17 protein-coding genes are annotated in these 14,301 nt (G+C 48.4%); 7 read left to right on the forward strand and 10 right to left on the reverse strand.

Annotated elements, in window-relative coordinates; translation table 11 throughout:
- Positions 1-360 precede the first annotated feature (360 nt).
- Positions 361-708, forward strand: coding sequence for an HU family DNA-binding protein (locus tag AC5JLP_RS32650; protein ID WP_496072141.1), 348 nt, complete (start codon positions 361-363; stop codon positions 706-708).
- A gap of 307 nt (positions 709-1,015) precedes the next feature.
- Here the strand turns inward: AC5JLP_RS32650 and AC5JLP_RS32655 are convergent, their stop codons facing one another.
- Positions 1,016-1,174, reverse strand: a complete 159-nt coding sequence (locus tag AC5JLP_RS32655) for a lmo0937 family membrane protein (protein ID WP_496072042.1) — start codon at positions 1,172-1,174, stop codon at positions 1,016-1,018.
- A gap of 477 nt (positions 1,175-1,651) precedes the next feature.
- On the opposite strand from AC5JLP_RS32655, the gene AC5JLP_RS32660 reads away from it, so the two are divergent.
- The 3 genes from AC5JLP_RS32660 (at position 1,652) to AC5JLP_RS32670 (ending at position 3,605) form a co-directional block, all read left to right on the forward strand.
- The gene (locus AC5JLP_RS32660) at positions 1,652-2,215 is read left to right on the forward strand and encodes an antibiotic biosynthesis monooxygenase (RefSeq protein ID WP_496072043.1); all 564 of its coding nucleotides are present in this window, start codon (positions 1,652-1,654) and stop codon (positions 2,213-2,215) included.
- Positions 2,216-2,562: 347 nt separating this feature from the next.
- On the forward strand, positions 2,563-2,994 hold the full coding sequence (locus tag AC5JLP_RS32665; RefSeq protein ID WP_496072044.1) for a hypothetical protein: 432 nt from the start codon (positions 2,563-2,565) through the stop codon (positions 2,992-2,994).
- Positions 2,995-3,089: 95 nt separating this feature from the next.
- The gene (locus tag AC5JLP_RS32670; protein ID WP_496072045.1) at positions 3,090-3,605 is read left to right on the forward strand and encodes a hypothetical protein; all 516 of its coding nucleotides are present in this window, start codon (positions 3,090-3,092) and stop codon (positions 3,603-3,605) included.
- Positions 3,606-4,316: 711 nt separating this feature from the next.
- Here the strand turns inward: AC5JLP_RS32670 and AC5JLP_RS32675 are convergent.
- The 3 genes from AC5JLP_RS32675 to AC5JLP_RS32685 all read right to left on the reverse strand — a co-directional run bounded on the left by AC5JLP_RS32675 (position 4,317) and on the right by AC5JLP_RS32685 (position 6,487).
- Positions 4,317-5,588, reverse strand: coding sequence for an ATP-grasp domain-containing protein (locus AC5JLP_RS32675; RefSeq protein ID WP_496072046.1), 1,272 nt, complete (start codon positions 5,586-5,588; stop codon positions 4,317-4,319).
- Between the two features lie 10 nt (positions 5,589-5,598).
- Positions 5,599-5,826, reverse strand: a complete 228-nt coding sequence (locus AC5JLP_RS32680) for an isoaspartyl peptidase/L-asparaginase (RefSeq protein ID WP_496072047.1) — start codon at positions 5,824-5,826, stop codon at positions 5,599-5,601.
- A 256-nt stretch (positions 5,827-6,082) separates the two neighbouring features.
- On the reverse strand, positions 6,083-6,487 hold the full coding sequence (locus AC5JLP_RS32685; protein ID WP_496072048.1) for a response regulator transcription factor: 405 nt from the start codon (positions 6,485-6,487) through the stop codon (positions 6,083-6,085).
- Positions 6,488-6,852: 365 nt separating this feature from the next.
- On the opposite strand from AC5JLP_RS32685, the gene AC5JLP_RS32690 reads away from it, so the two are divergent.
- Entirely contained in the window at positions 6,853-7,242 is a 390-nt protein-coding gene (locus AC5JLP_RS32690; protein WP_496072049.1) for a hypothetical protein, read from the forward strand.
- A gap of 130 nt (positions 7,243-7,372) precedes the next feature.
- Here AC5JLP_RS32690 and AC5JLP_RS32695 read toward each other — a convergent pair whose 3' ends face one another.
- The 3 genes from AC5JLP_RS32695 to AC5JLP_RS32705 form a co-directional block, all read right to left on the reverse strand.
- A complete protein-coding gene (locus AC5JLP_RS32695; protein ID WP_496072050.1) occupies positions 7,373-7,972 on the reverse strand; it encodes a pentapeptide repeat-containing protein in 600 nt (199 codons plus the stop codon).
- 55 nt (positions 7,973-8,027) lie between these two features.
- Positions 8,028-8,831, reverse strand: coding sequence for an SPFH domain-containing protein (locus AC5JLP_RS32700; RefSeq protein ID WP_496072051.1), 804 nt, complete (start codon positions 8,829-8,831; stop codon positions 8,028-8,030).
- A gap of 400 nt (positions 8,832-9,231) precedes the next feature.
- Positions 9,232-10,818 (reverse strand): cation:proton antiporter, encoded by a 1,587-nt coding sequence (locus AC5JLP_RS32705; RefSeq protein ID WP_496072052.1) that lies wholly within the window; start codon positions 10,816-10,818, stop codon positions 9,232-9,234.
- A 248-nt stretch (positions 10,819-11,066) separates the two neighbouring features.
- On the opposite strand from AC5JLP_RS32705, the gene AC5JLP_RS32710 reads away from it, so the two are divergent.
- Positions 11,067-12,341, forward strand: coding sequence for an aspartate aminotransferase family protein (locus tag AC5JLP_RS32710; RefSeq protein ID WP_496072053.1), 1,275 nt, complete (start codon positions 11,067-11,069; stop codon positions 12,339-12,341).
- A gap of 178 nt (positions 12,342-12,519) precedes the next feature.
- Here AC5JLP_RS32710 and AC5JLP_RS32715 read toward each other — a convergent pair whose 3' ends face one another.
- Both AC5JLP_RS32715 and AC5JLP_RS32720 read right to left on the reverse strand, forming a co-directional pair.
- The gene (locus AC5JLP_RS32715) at positions 12,520-12,711 is read right to left on the reverse strand and encodes a PIN domain-containing protein (RefSeq protein WP_496072054.1); all 192 of its coding nucleotides are present in this window, start codon (positions 12,709-12,711) and stop codon (positions 12,520-12,522) included.
- Positions 12,701-13,018 carry an antitoxin family protein gene (locus AC5JLP_RS32720; RefSeq protein WP_496072055.1) on the reverse strand — a complete coding sequence of 106 codons (318 nt, stop codon included), beginning with the start codon at positions 13,016-13,018 and terminating at the stop codon, positions 12,701-12,703. Before AC5JLP_RS32720 ends, AC5JLP_RS32715 begins: the two co-directional genes overlap by 11 nt.
- 118 nt (positions 13,019-13,136) lie before the next feature.
- On the opposite strand from AC5JLP_RS32720, the gene AC5JLP_RS32725 reads away from it, so the two are divergent.
- Positions 13,137-13,904 (forward strand): hypothetical protein, encoded by a 768-nt coding sequence (locus AC5JLP_RS32725; RefSeq protein WP_496072056.1) that lies wholly within the window; start codon positions 13,137-13,139, stop codon positions 13,902-13,904.
- 104 nt (positions 13,905-14,008) lie between these two features.
- Here the strand turns inward: AC5JLP_RS32725 and AC5JLP_RS32730 are convergent, their stop codons facing one another.
- Complete coding sequence (locus AC5JLP_RS32730; RefSeq protein WP_496072057.1) at positions 14,009-14,173, reverse strand: hypothetical protein; 165 nt, start codon at positions 14,171-14,173, stop codon at positions 14,009-14,011.
- Between the last annotated feature and the right edge of the window lie 128 nt (positions 14,174-14,301).

A 14,301-nucleotide genomic window follows, 5' to 3' on the forward strand; every position in this document is an offset into this window, starting at 1 on the left:
GAGCGCGCAGAGCAGTCACTTGGCACTGAAACAGGCTTCTTTCAGGAGTTTCGGGAATCGCTAACGACATCTCGATCGCCAGTATCGTACTAGATTGCAGGATTTACAGTCGCAAAATGCTGGCTGGGCACACCACTTTTTAGAACAAAATTAGCTTCATAAAGCAAGAAGTTTATCGCGTTATGGGCAGTAAGGTTGGTTCAGTTTCTGCCCTAAGATTTTGTCTGGCACCGAGCCAGTAAATCATACGTTGGGGTAGGGGTAATACGAATATAAAGAAATTAACAATAACTGAATGTGGATTTATTGCTCCATCTGCAAATAGCTGAACTATAATCACGGCACACATTTGAATCAACAATCCTAAAGGCTCATGCCATGAACAAAAGTGAATTAGTGGACGCGATCGCAGCAAAGGCATCAATTACCAAGAAAGATGCAGACGCCGTACTCAGTGCAGCCGTAGATGCCATCATCGAGGCAGTCTCTTCTGGAGACAAAGTAACACTAGTCGGCTTTGGCACCTTTGAAGCGCGTCAACGCCAGGAGCGCGAAGGGCGCAACCCCAGTACAGGTAAGCCGATCAAGATTCCAGCAACGACTGTACCTGCGTTTTCGGCAGGTAAGTTGTTTAAGGAAAAAGTAGCTCCTGCAAAGGAAGAGAAAGAGGAAAAAGCTACGAAGGGGAAAGCCAAAGCGAAGAAATAACAGCTAATTCGCTTATTTGGTATGACGGCCTGCTAGTCGGTACCCCTTGCCAGCGGCATGGGGTTTTGTTTCTGCTGCGCGGTTCCTGCTTGAGCGCTCAGGGGCTCCTGAAGCGTTTTTGTGCTTCGAGTCTGGGCAGGTTCAGTGATCGTCGGCTACTATTCTCAAGACGACCTTCATCTGCCCTTCTGCTTCTAGAAACAAACTCTCAGGTACGTTCCAGGCAAACAATTTAGCTACACGGCGCTAAGGCTGTGCCATCAAGCTGTCGCAAAACGCACAACTGCTTGACATTTAAGGCTTGTGTTTACTGTCGAGCGTCACGATTCATCGCAAAGTTGTAGACGGCAACCGCGATCGCGAGCACCAGCAAGAGGTGAATGAGTCCACCAGCAATATGAAGCGAGAAGCCCAATAGCCAAAAGGCTGCTAGAACCACAACAAGCCCCCAAAGCAATCCAAACATAGTTATTACCTTCGATTGATGATGATATTGTAGGAGTCGCCACCGCGCTCAGAAAACACTCCAAAAGTAGAGATTGCTGTTCTGGCTCGTTCAGACTTATGGCATGGTGCCAAGACCAGAACAGCGCCGTTCTGCACTCAATATCTGAAGCAGTAGATCGCTCCCCTTAGTGAAGAAAGCCAGTGCATGGTGTTGATCAAAAAGCCTGGAGTTGCAATTTACAGCGATTCTCGATCGAGTAAGCCACAGTCTTTCTAGGACGGGTGCAAGGTGTAGGGGCGCGGGTGTGGTGAAACCAAATGAAAACGTCTGTAAGGGACTTTAACCATCAAGAAGCTTAGTGCCGCTGGCTGAGGCGATCGTGACAAGGCAAATCACAGCGTTTGCACAAGAGAAGTGCTTCAAGTGACTGTTGGGTGCCCTCCTTTGCTGCTACACCTCAGCATGTTCAGCTTTTTGCCCCTGGCTTGTTTGCATATGAATCGTGTCGAACCAGAAGCACAGCCGATCACGCTAGTGATCTCCGAAGTCGTAGAACCTGCCCAAGTCCAAGCTTACGAAGCCTGGACGAAAGGTATCAATCAGGCTGCCAGCCAGTTTGAAGGTTATCTAGGAGTCGATATTATTCGTCCTAGAGATCATACGTTCTCCGAATACGTCATTATTGTGAAATTTGACCAGTACGCCCATTTTAGAAACTGGGCTACTTCAGCCACCTATAAGAACTGGATGGCGCAATCTCGTGGTTTAGTGGTATCGCGATCGCGCCAGCAATCGCCGGGAGGACTGGCGTTATGGTTTATGTTGCCAAGCCATACTGGACAAAAGCCTCAACAACCTGCTTATTACAAAATGGTAGCTCTTGGTGTCCTAGCAGTTTATCCATTAATCTTGCTTGCCAATGCCCTGCTTGGGCCATTGCTACAGGGTTTGCCAGGACTACTATCCTTGTTGATCTCAGTAACTTTTGTGTCAGCGTTGCTGACCTATCCAGTGATGCCTTGGCTCACACGGAGATTAAGCTTCTGGCTTTACCCATGATTCTGGCTTAGCCTTTAGCTTTCAGCGTTAAATGTCAGGCTGACTGCTGACCGCTAACTGCTAAACGCTAGTTAGGTCTAACACAGCATGCTTTTCACGCATGATTTAGGACTGCTCCATCTAAATAGAGAGTAGTGGCAGCTTTCAATATCCCCAAAGCCAGACGTTAGGGTTACTCGCTTTTTCTAATCTGAATTAGATCTGATAGGTATTGAGTCTGCAAACTGCCTGCAAAGCGGATTCTCATGCTCTCTTGTTAAAGGCTTACCTTTGAATACCAATTTTCAGCCATTTGAATACTAATTTTCAGCCATTTCACTTTTCTAGTGTTTTAGGAGGTTAATACGATGCTGCATCAGCATTTACGAAAATTTTTCGTTGCCTTGTTTCTTGTGTTCGTTCTTCTGACAACTTCTGCGTGCGCTACAGCCACTCAGGCAAAAGAGACCCCTTATTCTTCAGCAAAACCCACGATCGGCTACAGACAACTTGAACGCGGCAACACAGCCGCAGGACAAGGATTTGGTGACTGGGTGGTTCAAGCAAGCCGAGGGTTAGTTCAAGACGCTTATGTACGAGATAACGATAAGTTGGGGGCTGTGATTTCGTCCAAGGTGCAGCCTACAGAGGTGCGATCGCTAGCGAAATCTTTGGTTCAGGGCTTTCATCAGAATGCACCCAATCGGGATTTAACTGTTTTGATCTATGCCCCTGATAAAAAGCTGATTCTAACTGCCAAGTACAACAACGCTACGAAGCAGATTGATTACCAGGCATAGTTAGCTGCAACCACCATTTGCTCAACTATTTCAATGCAAATCGCTTCAGCTTATTTCATTTCAAGCCTATAAGTTTGTAAACGGAGTTTACCACCATGAGTAGCAGTGACCAGTACAAACGCGAAATCATGAATGATTTGGCACGAGGCAATACTGACTCTCTCGATAAGATGCCAGAGGCAAGCAATTATGACAACTTTGACGATTTTGCCCAACGCTCTAGCCGTGAAGAACGCCGTCAGTTGTTCGGCAAAGCACTGAATCCCGATCGCATTCCTTCGACACAGATGGAGCCTGAACTGCAAAAAGCGATCGCCCAAATCAAACCCAATGAGCGAGCGGATGTAGCAAAAGATTTCTTTAAGCATCTTAAGCAACATCACTTAAGCGATCGTGATTTGGAGAGCCAGTTAGGGTTATCGTCTCACCATCCCAGCCATATGACGGCTGACGATGTCACTAAGCTAGCTGGATATGCTTATCACAACCATCCTGACGTTTTCCACGAGGTTCTCGCGGATCAACCGATCTTGATTCGTTTTCTCAGCAATCCGCTTGTGGGTGCCGCTTTTGGCGCAGTCGCAGCAAAGTGGCTTGGGCACCGCAAATAGCCATGCACGTTCAATGTGTTTAGCGTAGCGCTATAGGGTTCTGAAAGCGTGAGTAAGAAAACGCGAAAGCCGCAACGAAGATGGCTCTGATGGTGGTTGAAAGCTTTAAACCCTTCATCATCAAAGCTTTCCAGGTTTTTCGTTTTTTGCTCTACTCACACCAATTCTCTATGGAGCTGCATTCAATCTTGAGGGAGGGGCATGGCACTGCCATGCCCGTACAGCCTCGAATTTAGTGCAAGAACAAAAAGATTTGGTATCAGAACCCTAAAAGTCATCAATGCTAGTCGAGGTATTGATGGGAGCGGACACGCTTACTGGGTTGATCAAAAAGCTGGTTTTACAACCCAAGAACAAACTGACTTAATTCAATTTCTACTCTCGCTCGACGATAACCCGGCAATCTTATCTTAGGTGATTAATTGCGTTAGATCCAGATGAAGTAAGTGCAAAGGCTGGCATTTTGGAAAAGCCATCATCTCAGTTTTTTGAGGATCACTGATGCATCAGTCTTATTTCGGTGAGAACTGACTTACCGCACGCCCTCAAATTCTTTCGTAGCTTCATCAGACTGTCCATCAAGGGGTGATGCCATAGCTGATGTTAACCCCCTACGGGAAGCAATCAAGCCACGGGCAACGATGCTTCCCGTCTTTAAGAGATGACTAATTGACTGCTTAGCCCTTACAACGTTTCAGGTATTCTCTTCACTCAGCCTACCAACCGCAATCCTTTGGTATGCAGGGTTTGCTCAAGTTGCTCCATTTCTTGCAGAGTTTCCCCCGCGACAATGCCGTAAATTTCGGTATAGATTTTGCCGTATTTCACTTTCTCCAGAGCAGAAAGAATGATCAAGTCCTGTCGTTCTAAATGCGATTTAAGTGTGACTAGAATGGCATCCAGCGTGCCATCCATGCGGTAGTCGGTGGAGTATTTGGCGATCGTCTTGTTCAACTTCAGCGATTGATGGCGTTGGAGACAGAGCGGTGTGGAACCGTTAATGCGAAAATTGGCATCGATCGCGTAAAGAGAGCCATCTCGGTCTTCCAAAACATCAAAGCCAATGACACCAAAGTACCCCTGTTGATGAGCATATTGACCGATCGCGGCGATCATGTCAGAGAATTGGCTCAAATCATGCGTGTAATCAATTACACCTCCTAAATACGTGCCAGTAGCACTAACAAGTTGCTGAGTAACGCCAATGAGAGTAATTTCTCTCTGTTTGTTGACATAAAACTGTACGCAATAATTGTGAGTTTCGTTTTTAACAAATTCTGAAACAATGATTGTCCTTAACAGATTAATCTTGAGGTATTGCTTCAGTTCTTCAAGGCAATAGTTCAGGTCACTTTGATTGTGGATGATGTAAGTGCCCTCTCCAGAAAGACCGTGAGATGTTTTGATCAAGTAAGGGAATGGCCGGGAAAGCTGCATCTGGTCGAGGTTACTGTGATCCACCTGATAAGTTTGATAGGTGGGACAGAGTACCCCCAACTCAGCCAAGGTTGCTTTACTCAGCAGTCGATAATGCACCTCTGGATTAACGGCATGTTTTTCACGTCTCAGGTGGTCGAAGGGAAAGAGTGTCAGCACTCGATCGATGCGATCGCTCTGGCTCAGATCATCCAAGTAGGTTGAACAGTCTAGAAATTCTAACTGCTGGTATTGAAAGCCAAAATGGTCTCGCCAATAGTGCATCAGCAAGTCTTGAGGTGGACTAATCACCACACCGGGCAACGTGTCTCCTAACACGGCCAGATTTTTCCAGGGTTCTTTCTGGCAAATCTTATCGAACGATGTTTTGGTGGCTTCACTGTTACCATCCTGGAGAAAATATTTCTGAACGTTGGGGTAGGCTGCCCAACGGGCGGTTGCTGGATAGTTCAGGAGCAGCGCATAGTTCTCAACGTCAATGTCTTGTGCAAAAACATCGGAAAGAGAATTTCCCTGAAAAAACGGAAAGGTGTTCTGAGAAACCATATCAGGGTCTTTAGGCGATCGCCAACGGTTGATCCTTACGGGTAAAAACAGTCGGTTGCTGCAACGCTTCGGTCATATAGGCAACCGCCGTATCTTGCGAATTATAGGCCCAACCGATGCGTCCCTGACGATCGATTACAATGCAACCTGCTTCACCCTCAACCTGTTCCTTTAAAGTATCGATCGTATGTCGAGACGCTGCTTCTGGGTGTTTGTCTCCTGCGAAGTCATCGATCACCGTCTTTGGCTGCGACTTTATCTTCTGTCACGGTTTTGGCTCCACCGTGAACAATGATGGCTGGGATAAGTGGATGGGCGAATAAGTAGTGAGATGTTATTTTCCAGAGAGTTCTAACCCTGGTTGACTGACAAATCTTTCTGCGATCGCTGGGCCCGTCCTGCACTGCAAGTGCTGGCTTACAGAAGGAAGTCCGGATTTTCATCACGGGCAGGTGAGCAGCGTACTGAAGGGCTTTAAAGCACGCTCTAACCTGTTAGCGAGTTTTAGAACTCAATAGGTTCTGAACAGTTTGTAAAATCTCATCTAATCCACAATCCTTGGGCATGACAACGTCTACCTGCAAGCCAAAGGCATTGTCCAGGGTGAGATCGCCACGACTGATAAACGCTGACGTGAGAATGGTGAGGGGTGGGCGTTTCAGTTGCGTTTTTAGCTGATGAATGATTTCGATACCGGTTATAGGCGTTTCATGACGATGATGAGGCGCGATCGTGAAGTCGATGATCACCAGATCGTAAGATTCAAGGGCAGAATTCAAAAAACTCTGGGCATCTGTAAAGGTTGTAACCTCAAAACTCGCCCTAAAGAAGCGTTGAATGGCAATACACCAACGTTCGTCGTCGTCCAGTACAGCCACCTTGGGCATTGCATTAGTCATTGGCACAAATCAAGACCTTAGCTTGTCAGGTAACGGTCTAAGCGCATCTATCAACTTCAGCTAAACAGGTTTGGCTCAGTTTTCCCAGTCTTACAGCGTTTAGTAAAGTGGGCAGTGCCCACAATGGCTTAAAAGCCTTGTTGCAAGGGCTGTAGGTTTATATCCACTCTACAATTGTGGCTTATCGATGTAAAAACGGCTGTAATCCACAGTTTTATAGGTTGCCACTTGACCTTTTGAGACTAGATAACTCGTTTAACTATCGTACTGCGAACCGGAAGCCAGAAACTTCAGCTTTTATTAATCAGCATCTTGATCAACATTTGCTAGCATCTTGACGAACAGCAACCTAAGGCACGTTTGATATGGCACCTGCAACTGTATTGCGATTCATGCAAAAGACTGCCGAAGACGAAGCATTACGGCAACAACTTGAAACCTTGCTGGGTGTTGGTGATGGCAACATTAGCAGCGAAGCCGAGCTAGATGCTGATGAAACCGAAGCGCTGAAGGGAGAACGCGCTCCCGTAGTGGCGGCCTTTGCCACCCAAAATGGGTTTGCCTTTTCTGCGGCTGATCTCGTCACGGTTGTGGAAGCCTTCCAGAAGCACCAGTTTGGCGAATTATCGGATGCTGAGTTTGCGGCCTTAGTGGGTGTTCCAACGGCTGGGGAAGCGGCAGCTCTCAAGGCAACAGCGAGTCCGCTCAAGCGCTTATCACGCTACCTAGGTGAAACCTATCTTGGCATTCGTTAGGCCACGATCGCCAAACTAAAGCTGGCACGTGTCAGCGATCGTCGATCGAGCCTCCCAGTTGGGAGCGCTGGCATCATTTCTGCACCTTACAGCCAGTTGCATTCACCCCACCCCAAACCCAATACCCGGTTTAATAAGATGGCCGATCGACTTGAGCGCCGCTGTAGCTGACCGTGTTTGCCTGTGGAAACTTAGTGTGACTCGTCTCTGCGCCAGCCAGCTCAACTCCAGCCAGTATTGCATCTGTGAGGGTGGCACCGCTGAGAATAGCGTCGGTGAAGTCAGTATTGGTCAAATTGGCGCGCTGCAACTTCGCGTAACGTAGATTCGCGCTACGTAGAACGGCGTTTGTCAGGTTTGCATCGCGCAGATCAATGCCGATGAGATTCGCGCCGATTAAGTTAGCATCGGTGAGGTCGGCACCGCTGAGGTTCGCGCCGATGAGGTTTGCTCCACGCAGTTCAGCTTCGGTAAGGTCATCGCCCGCCATTTGCGCTCCGGTAAGATTGCTACCGCTGAGGTTCGCGCTACGCAGATTGGCACCACTAAAGTCGTCACCGCTCCAATTAGAACCGCTGAGATCGGCGGCTTCCAAATCGGCATGGCTGAGATCAATATGGCTCAAATTGACGCCAACAAAATTTGGAGTGACGTGACCATGAGCTTGCCGCCATTGATTCCAAACGCTAACACCCTGTCTAAGTAGGTTAAGATGCGATTCGTCGGCCACAACGTTACCTCCTCTTTGAGCCTGCGATCGACGTATGACTGGCTACTTAGAGCAATCAAAGATTATTACCATTGCCATTCAGACCAGTTTCGGTCTGATCGGTTGAGATCAACTCACCAAGGGTTTCATTCAGCGCTTTTGGATCCATGAAGATAATCTTGGAGTTATCACTTTCGCTGAGCTTCAAATTGGCATCAACATATTTTTGGGCGATGAGGTACTGCAACACCGCTTGAGAATTGGGCTGCCCCTGTAACGCTAAGGAAATACGTCGAATTGATTCTACCATTCCCTCAGTTTCCGACATCGTTGCCTTACGCCGACTTTCAGCCGATCGCTCCAGCTCTAAAGACTCCAAAATTGTTTTTGAGGGCGCGAGTTCTTGCACTTCTACCCGCATAATCTTCACGCCCCAGCTTTCGGTCGCCTCATCAAGCTGATGGAGCAGCGCTTGGTTGATCTTATTGCGCCCCGAAACGGCTTCTCGCAAATCCATTTGACCAATTTCGCCTCGCAGAGCCGTCACCACTAAATTGGTCAGAGCGGATTCTAAGTCTTCAACACCGTAATAAGCTTTTTGGACATCCAGAATCTTCCAAAACATGACGGCATCCACCGTGAGCGGTACATTGTCACGAGTAATGGTTTGCTGCGGATCGATGTCCAGCACCTGTTCGCGTGTAGATTCGACCAGAACCGTATCAAACACTGGGATGACAAAGTTGAGTCCTGGCTTCAGGTTGCGCCGATGCTTCCCCAAACGCTCCACAATGCCCTCATTACCCTCATTAATGATTTTGACCGAACCAGCGATGTAGCCAACCACTACTAGCGTAAGGGCGGCAATCAACGATTCCATAGGTAAGGCTCCTGCGGATGTGCAGTATGAATGAGTGCACTCACTCAATTGTATTCCCAGTCTCGTTTATCGGCAGTAATTGAGTGAGGAGTGAGGAGTGATAAAGAGTTTTGAGTTTTAAGTTAAAGAGCGATCAGCGGTCAGCGTGCTTCTAAAAACCAAAAACTTTTCTTAATGCCCAACGGGCTATATAACCAAAAACTTCTCCGCTTCCCCTGCTTTTTCCGCTTCCCTTGCCTCATACCGATTTAAAGAATGATGGCTACAGATCAATTGGTGGGTGGGGGCAAGGCAATGCCTTGCCCCTACAGAATGTGTCGCATTTTCAATTCAAATTGGTATCACCTGCCCTGCTTCCCCTGCCCCCCGCTCCCCGTGCCCTCTGCCCTCTGCCCTCTACCTAGTCATCTTCCAGATTCAATAACTGCTGGTCGATCGTCTGCACGCGCGATTTAACAACCTCTTCTGATAGCACACGCTTGCGTAATGCCTCATTCAAAGCATCTTTCTCTGCCAGCAGCAGGCGACGACGAATGGCATCCAGACGTGCAACCCTGCCGCTGGCAGCGGTTAGTTGGTCGGGGCGGCGGTTGTAAAAATCACGCAAGGAGCGTTCGGCGGCAGCAATGCGAACTTGATAACTGGCGCGCATTTCTTCATAGACGGCTTTGGGCAGTACGCCTGTTTTAAGCAAGGTATCCAGTTCGTCCTGCGCGGCTTTAGCAGTAATGAGTTGGGATTGGAGCGATTCGATCCATTGCTGTGATTCAGAGGTATGCACCAGTTCCAGACGATTGATCAACCACGGTAGGCTCAGCCCCTGCCCAACAAGAGAGACTAAGACAGAGCCAAAAATCAGAGCAATGAGCGCTTCACGATCGGGCAATGTGCTGGGCAGGCTGAGTGCCAAGGCCATTGATAGCGAGCCTTTGATATTGCCGAAAAACAGGACGTGCTGCCAGCGGAGCGGCAAGTGGCGATCGACTCGTTTGACGATCGCCAGCAATGGGTACACCGACAGAAAGCGCCCCACCTGATAAGCTAGTACCGCTAGAAGTACAGCGGGAAGGGTTTTAAGCAACGTTTCCAGGTTGATTTCAATGCCAATCAGCAGAAAGATGAAGGTGTTGACCCCAAACCCCGCGTATTCCCAAAAGCTCAGCACCGTAATACGGCTGGAAGCAGAAACCGTTTGGGAGCGCTCTAAATTGCCGACTACTAGACCTGCGACCACAACAGCAACAACGCCAGACATGCCAAAAAACTGGCTGAGTTGGAAGGTACCGAGCGCGATCGCCACTGTCAATAGAATATTGCTCAGGGAGTCGTTCGATCGAGCATAAAGTCCTACACCCAAGTACCCAAGAGCCAAACCTACCAGGCCGCCCCCCAGAATGACCACCAACAGTTCTTTAATGCCGTCAGCAAACGTCAGGGAACCTGTTGCGTTCACTTTCAAAATCAAGCTGAACAGCACCAGCGCGATGCCATCGTTAAAGAGACTTTCGCCTTCGACGATCGTGGTCAATCGAGGCGGCACCGTCACTTCCTTAAAGACCGCAATCACTGAAACGGTGTCCGTAATTGCCAGGATTACGCCGATTAATAAGGCAGAAATCCAAGGCAAGCCCAAGCCAAACTTTAAAATAGCAGCCGTGACACCAGAGGCAATGACCACACCTGGCCCTGCCAGTAGAGTGACGGGTTTGATCGTGCTGCGAAGCCGACTAATATCGGTGTTGATCGCCGCTTCAAACAGCAGAATGGGCAAGAAAAGATTCAGAATCAACGCTGAATCAAGTCCAATTTTGCGCGGTAGAAGCTCTGTAATGGCTAGCCCAGCCACCACTAGCCCGGTCACGTAAGGAATCCGCAAGCGCCGTGACACGAGCGCCACTCCAGTTGCGACCAACAGCAGGATGATCAGCACCGTGACTAATTGAGTGGCGTTCGACTGTTCGCTGTTGACGATCGCAAAAAATGTCATAGGAACGTAACCTGTAAGCCAACGAAGACGGCTGCAAATGGATAAGCTATAGTCAGGTTCAGTGAATTGGACATGAGTCTCAGTGTTCTTACACTAGACCGATCGTGCTGCTGGCATCCTACCAGTGCTTGCAAGCCAGTTTAGAGTGTAAGGCTTACAGTCCAATGTCTAAAGGGCCAATGTCTAAAGAGCCAATGTTTAAAGGGCACTCCTTCCCATTTGTTCTACCGATTTGAGGAGCTATTTCAGTGAGTCCAGAAGCACTAGTCCAACCTCTACCCACGATCGCCACACCGCTCGCTACCACCAGTCCCTTTAGCCCAGAGGACTTTAACGAGCATGTGATGACAACCTACGCCCGCTACCCGATCGCCCTGGAGCGAGGAGCCGGTTGCCGCGTATGGGATACAAACGGGCGCGAATATCTGGATTTTGTTGCGGGTATCGCCACCTGCACACTGGGACATGCTCATCCCGTCATGGTGCAAGCTGTAACGGAGCAGATTCAAACGCTGCACCATGTCTCTAACCTGTACTACGTGCCACAGCAGGGCGCATTGGCAAAGTGGCTGGTCGAGCATTCTTGCGCTGATCGTGCCTTCTTCTGCAATTCTGGAGCCGAAGCCAACGAAGGAGCGATCAAACTCGCCCGGAAGTACGCCCACGAAGTACAAAACATTGCTGATCCGATCGTGATTACGGCCCACGCTAGCTTTCACGGACGCACGCTAGCGACGGTTACTGCCACTGGACAGCCCAAGTATCAAAAAGGATTCAGCCCGCTGGTGCCCGGTTTCTACTACGTCACCTATAACGACACTGCTGCGCTGGAAGCTGCACTGGATGACCTAGATCGCAATGAACCACGAGTCGCTGCCATCATGCTCGAAGCACTACAAGGGGAAGGTGGAGTGCGTCCGGGCGATCGCGCTTACTTCCAACGAGTGCGCCAGCTTTGTGATGAGCGTGGCATTCTGCTAATTCTGGATGAAGTGCAGGTCGGGATGGGTCGCTCTGGGCATCTGTGGGGCTACGAAAATCTGGGCATTGAACCGGATATCTTTACCTCTGCAAAAGGTCTGGGCGGCGGTATCCCCATTGGTGCCATGCTCTGCAAGTCCTTTTGCAACGTCTTTCAACCGGGCGACCACGCCAGCACCTTTGGCGGCAATCCCTTTGCCTGTGGTGTGGCGCTTTCAGTCTGCGAAACGATCGAGCGCGAAAACCTGCTGTCAAATGTGCGCGATCGGGGTGAGCAGTTGAGAGAGGGACTGCGAGCGATCGCCCAAAAACACCCCAATCACATCGCCGAAGTACGCGGCTGGGGACTCATTAACGGTCTAGAAATCGAAGCCGACTCACCACTGACCTCATCCGAAATTGTCAAAGTGACAATGGCAAACGGCCTGTTACTGGTGCCTGCGGGACCCAAAGTCGTCCGCTTTGTACCACCGCTCATTGTGACGGAAGATGAGATCGACCAGGCGTTAGGCGCGATCGAGCAAGCATTTGCCTCTCTGTAGGGTTTATTAGCCCAAGTTTGCAATACATACGTCAAACATACAACGAGTCTAATGCTCTAACGGGCTTCTAACTCCTTGTCCACCTCGATTTGTTGGTTTGCCTTTTTGCTTTAAGTTGAGGCGCACTTGGTAACACGCGATCGCGGTTTCCTGTCTCATCGGTACAACCAAGCAGGCATCAATGAAGGCTAAGTAACGGGCCAGTTTTTTTTGTGGCAAGGGCAGAGTTCGCAGCACCAAAGAGCAATTCACCGACGACAGTGAGTGGTAAAATCACGTTCGACAAGGCAAGCACCCGCTGAACAACTGCTTCATCACCGTTGAGGTAACGGATAGCAACGGAGGTGTCGAGGGCGACTTTACCAGCCACTTACGTCAACCTTGCCAAATTCTTCAGCAAGAATCGTTTGGACTTCCTCGGCTTCTTCGTTGCTGAGAATGCCTGCAAATTTTGCCAGGGGATGTACGGCTTGAGCCTCGTACTCGATCGCCAGCCTGACCTTGCTATGCTCAACTAAGCCAGTAACAGGATGTACCGGGCGAAGAATGCCATTTTCATACACTGCCTCGATCGTCTGTGATTCAGTCATGCGCTTGGTTTGATAGACGATAACTCCAGTGTAGCGATCGCGCCCAACCGATGAGGCGATCGTCCGATCAGGATGCTTAGATTTCACTTCAGTGAATGGCTAGTGGGCAAAGGCTTGACAAGTTCAACCCAATCTACGGTGAGGGGCGATCTTGCTAGATTGAACATAGTTAAAATGATTCTAGTTACTGAATTGGAAGACTGTTGTGAGTTTTGAAAAGCTACACTATGCCACAAGATTAGTTAGTGGAAGTACTCGTTATCATGAAATTGTTGGAGAGTGGCACTTAAAACGTCAGCAATTAGCTGTCCAGTTAGAAGCTTTTCCTTTCTTAATTGAAGCCTACAAATTTACTGAGGGAACTCCTTATGAAAAAGATTCTAGGATTAAACTGTCTGATCCATTTCCTCGTTTACATTTAGCTAATGCTTGCGAGTCAACAGTTAATGCACTTTATTCGTTAGCAGAAGTGGCTTCGCACTTTGCAAATCGAGTAAGTACTGGTAGGCTACCCTCAAGTTTCAATTCACTGAAAAAGAAAGTTGAGATAGAACAAGTAGATGAAGCACTAATTGCTGCTCTTGGTGACCTTCAATGGTATCGAAAAGTAAGGAAATTACGCACCGAATGGGTTCATTACTCGACCATCTTTATTTGCGAGGATCAGAATGGAGAGCCAATGATTTCCGTAAGGTCATACAGGCGACCTTCTGATAAATCTGAAATTCTTGAACAAACTCAATACCTTGTCACTGAAGTGGTTGATTGGGTAAGGAAAGCTATTATTACGGTTGATGCTTATGGTAGTTACTTGTTAAGTAAATATGTAATGCATCGCTTTAATCCTGATGAAATAATTACAGTTACAAAATATGATGAGAACGGCTATCCTCTGCTTTTAGAAGATTTCCGTTTTAAAGTGGAAAAGATTACGATTAAGGAGTACATGTGTCGAGGAGGAATTACAATATAATCTGCTTTCTAATGCTAATTTTTGTACGATGGCGCGAGAACTAACTAGTCGATCGTCACCACGTTCGACTTCATTACGGCTAAAGTCACCCAACAAGCTCTTTATTATGACGATAGGTAACTCTCCTCAACAGGCTGTACGGCTTCAACATGGCGGTTTCTGACATCACTCGTGTGCTGGGGCGATCGCCCTTCGACATCAGTTGAACTGTCGGTAAAGAATCTAAGCGGTGAGTTGATTTGGTGGCGATCACTAAAGTAGTTACTCAAGACGATCTAGCACAGGACATGATGGATAAAATCCGTCTGGTTATGCTGTCCGCACAGTGTAGAGAGCGGCGTTCGGTCATAAGTGGAAAGATGAATCATTGAGAATGGCCGCAAGTCGATGCAGGGTC

This window comes from Stenomitos rutilans (assembly GCF_059505485.1).

Coding starts and splice junctions, on each gene's coding strand:
- AC5JLP_RS32655 (WP_496072042.1), bottom strand. CDS start 1,174: ATGTTTGGATTGCTTTGGGGGCTTGTTGTGGTTCTAGCAGCCTTTTGG.
- AC5JLP_RS32660 (WP_496072043.1), top strand. CDS start 1,652: ATGAATCGTGTCGAACCAGAAGCACAGCCGATCACGCTAGTGATCTCC.
- AC5JLP_RS32665 (WP_496072044.1), top strand. CDS start 2,563: ATGCTGCATCAGCATTTACGAAAATTTTTCGTTGCCTTGTTTCTTGTG.
- AC5JLP_RS32670 (WP_496072045.1), top strand. CDS start 3,090: ATGAGTAGCAGTGACCAGTACAAACGCGAAATCATGAATGATTTGGCA.
- AC5JLP_RS32675 (WP_496072046.1), bottom strand. CDS start 5,588: ATGGTTTCTCAGAACACCTTTCCGTTTTTTCAGGGAAATTCTCTTTCC.
- AC5JLP_RS32685 (WP_496072048.1), bottom strand. CDS start 6,487: ATGACTAATGCAATGCCCAAGGTGGCTGTACTGGACGACGACGAACGT.
- AC5JLP_RS32690 (WP_496072049.1), top strand. CDS start 6,853: ATGGCACCTGCAACTGTATTGCGATTCATGCAAAAGACTGCCGAAGAC.
- AC5JLP_RS32700 (WP_496072051.1), bottom strand. CDS start 8,831: ATGGAATCGTTGATTGCCGCCCTTACGCTAGTAGTGGTTGGCTACATC.
- AC5JLP_RS32705 (WP_496072052.1), bottom strand. CDS start 10,818: ATGACATTTTTTGCGATCGTCAACAGCGAACAGTCGAACGCCACTCAA.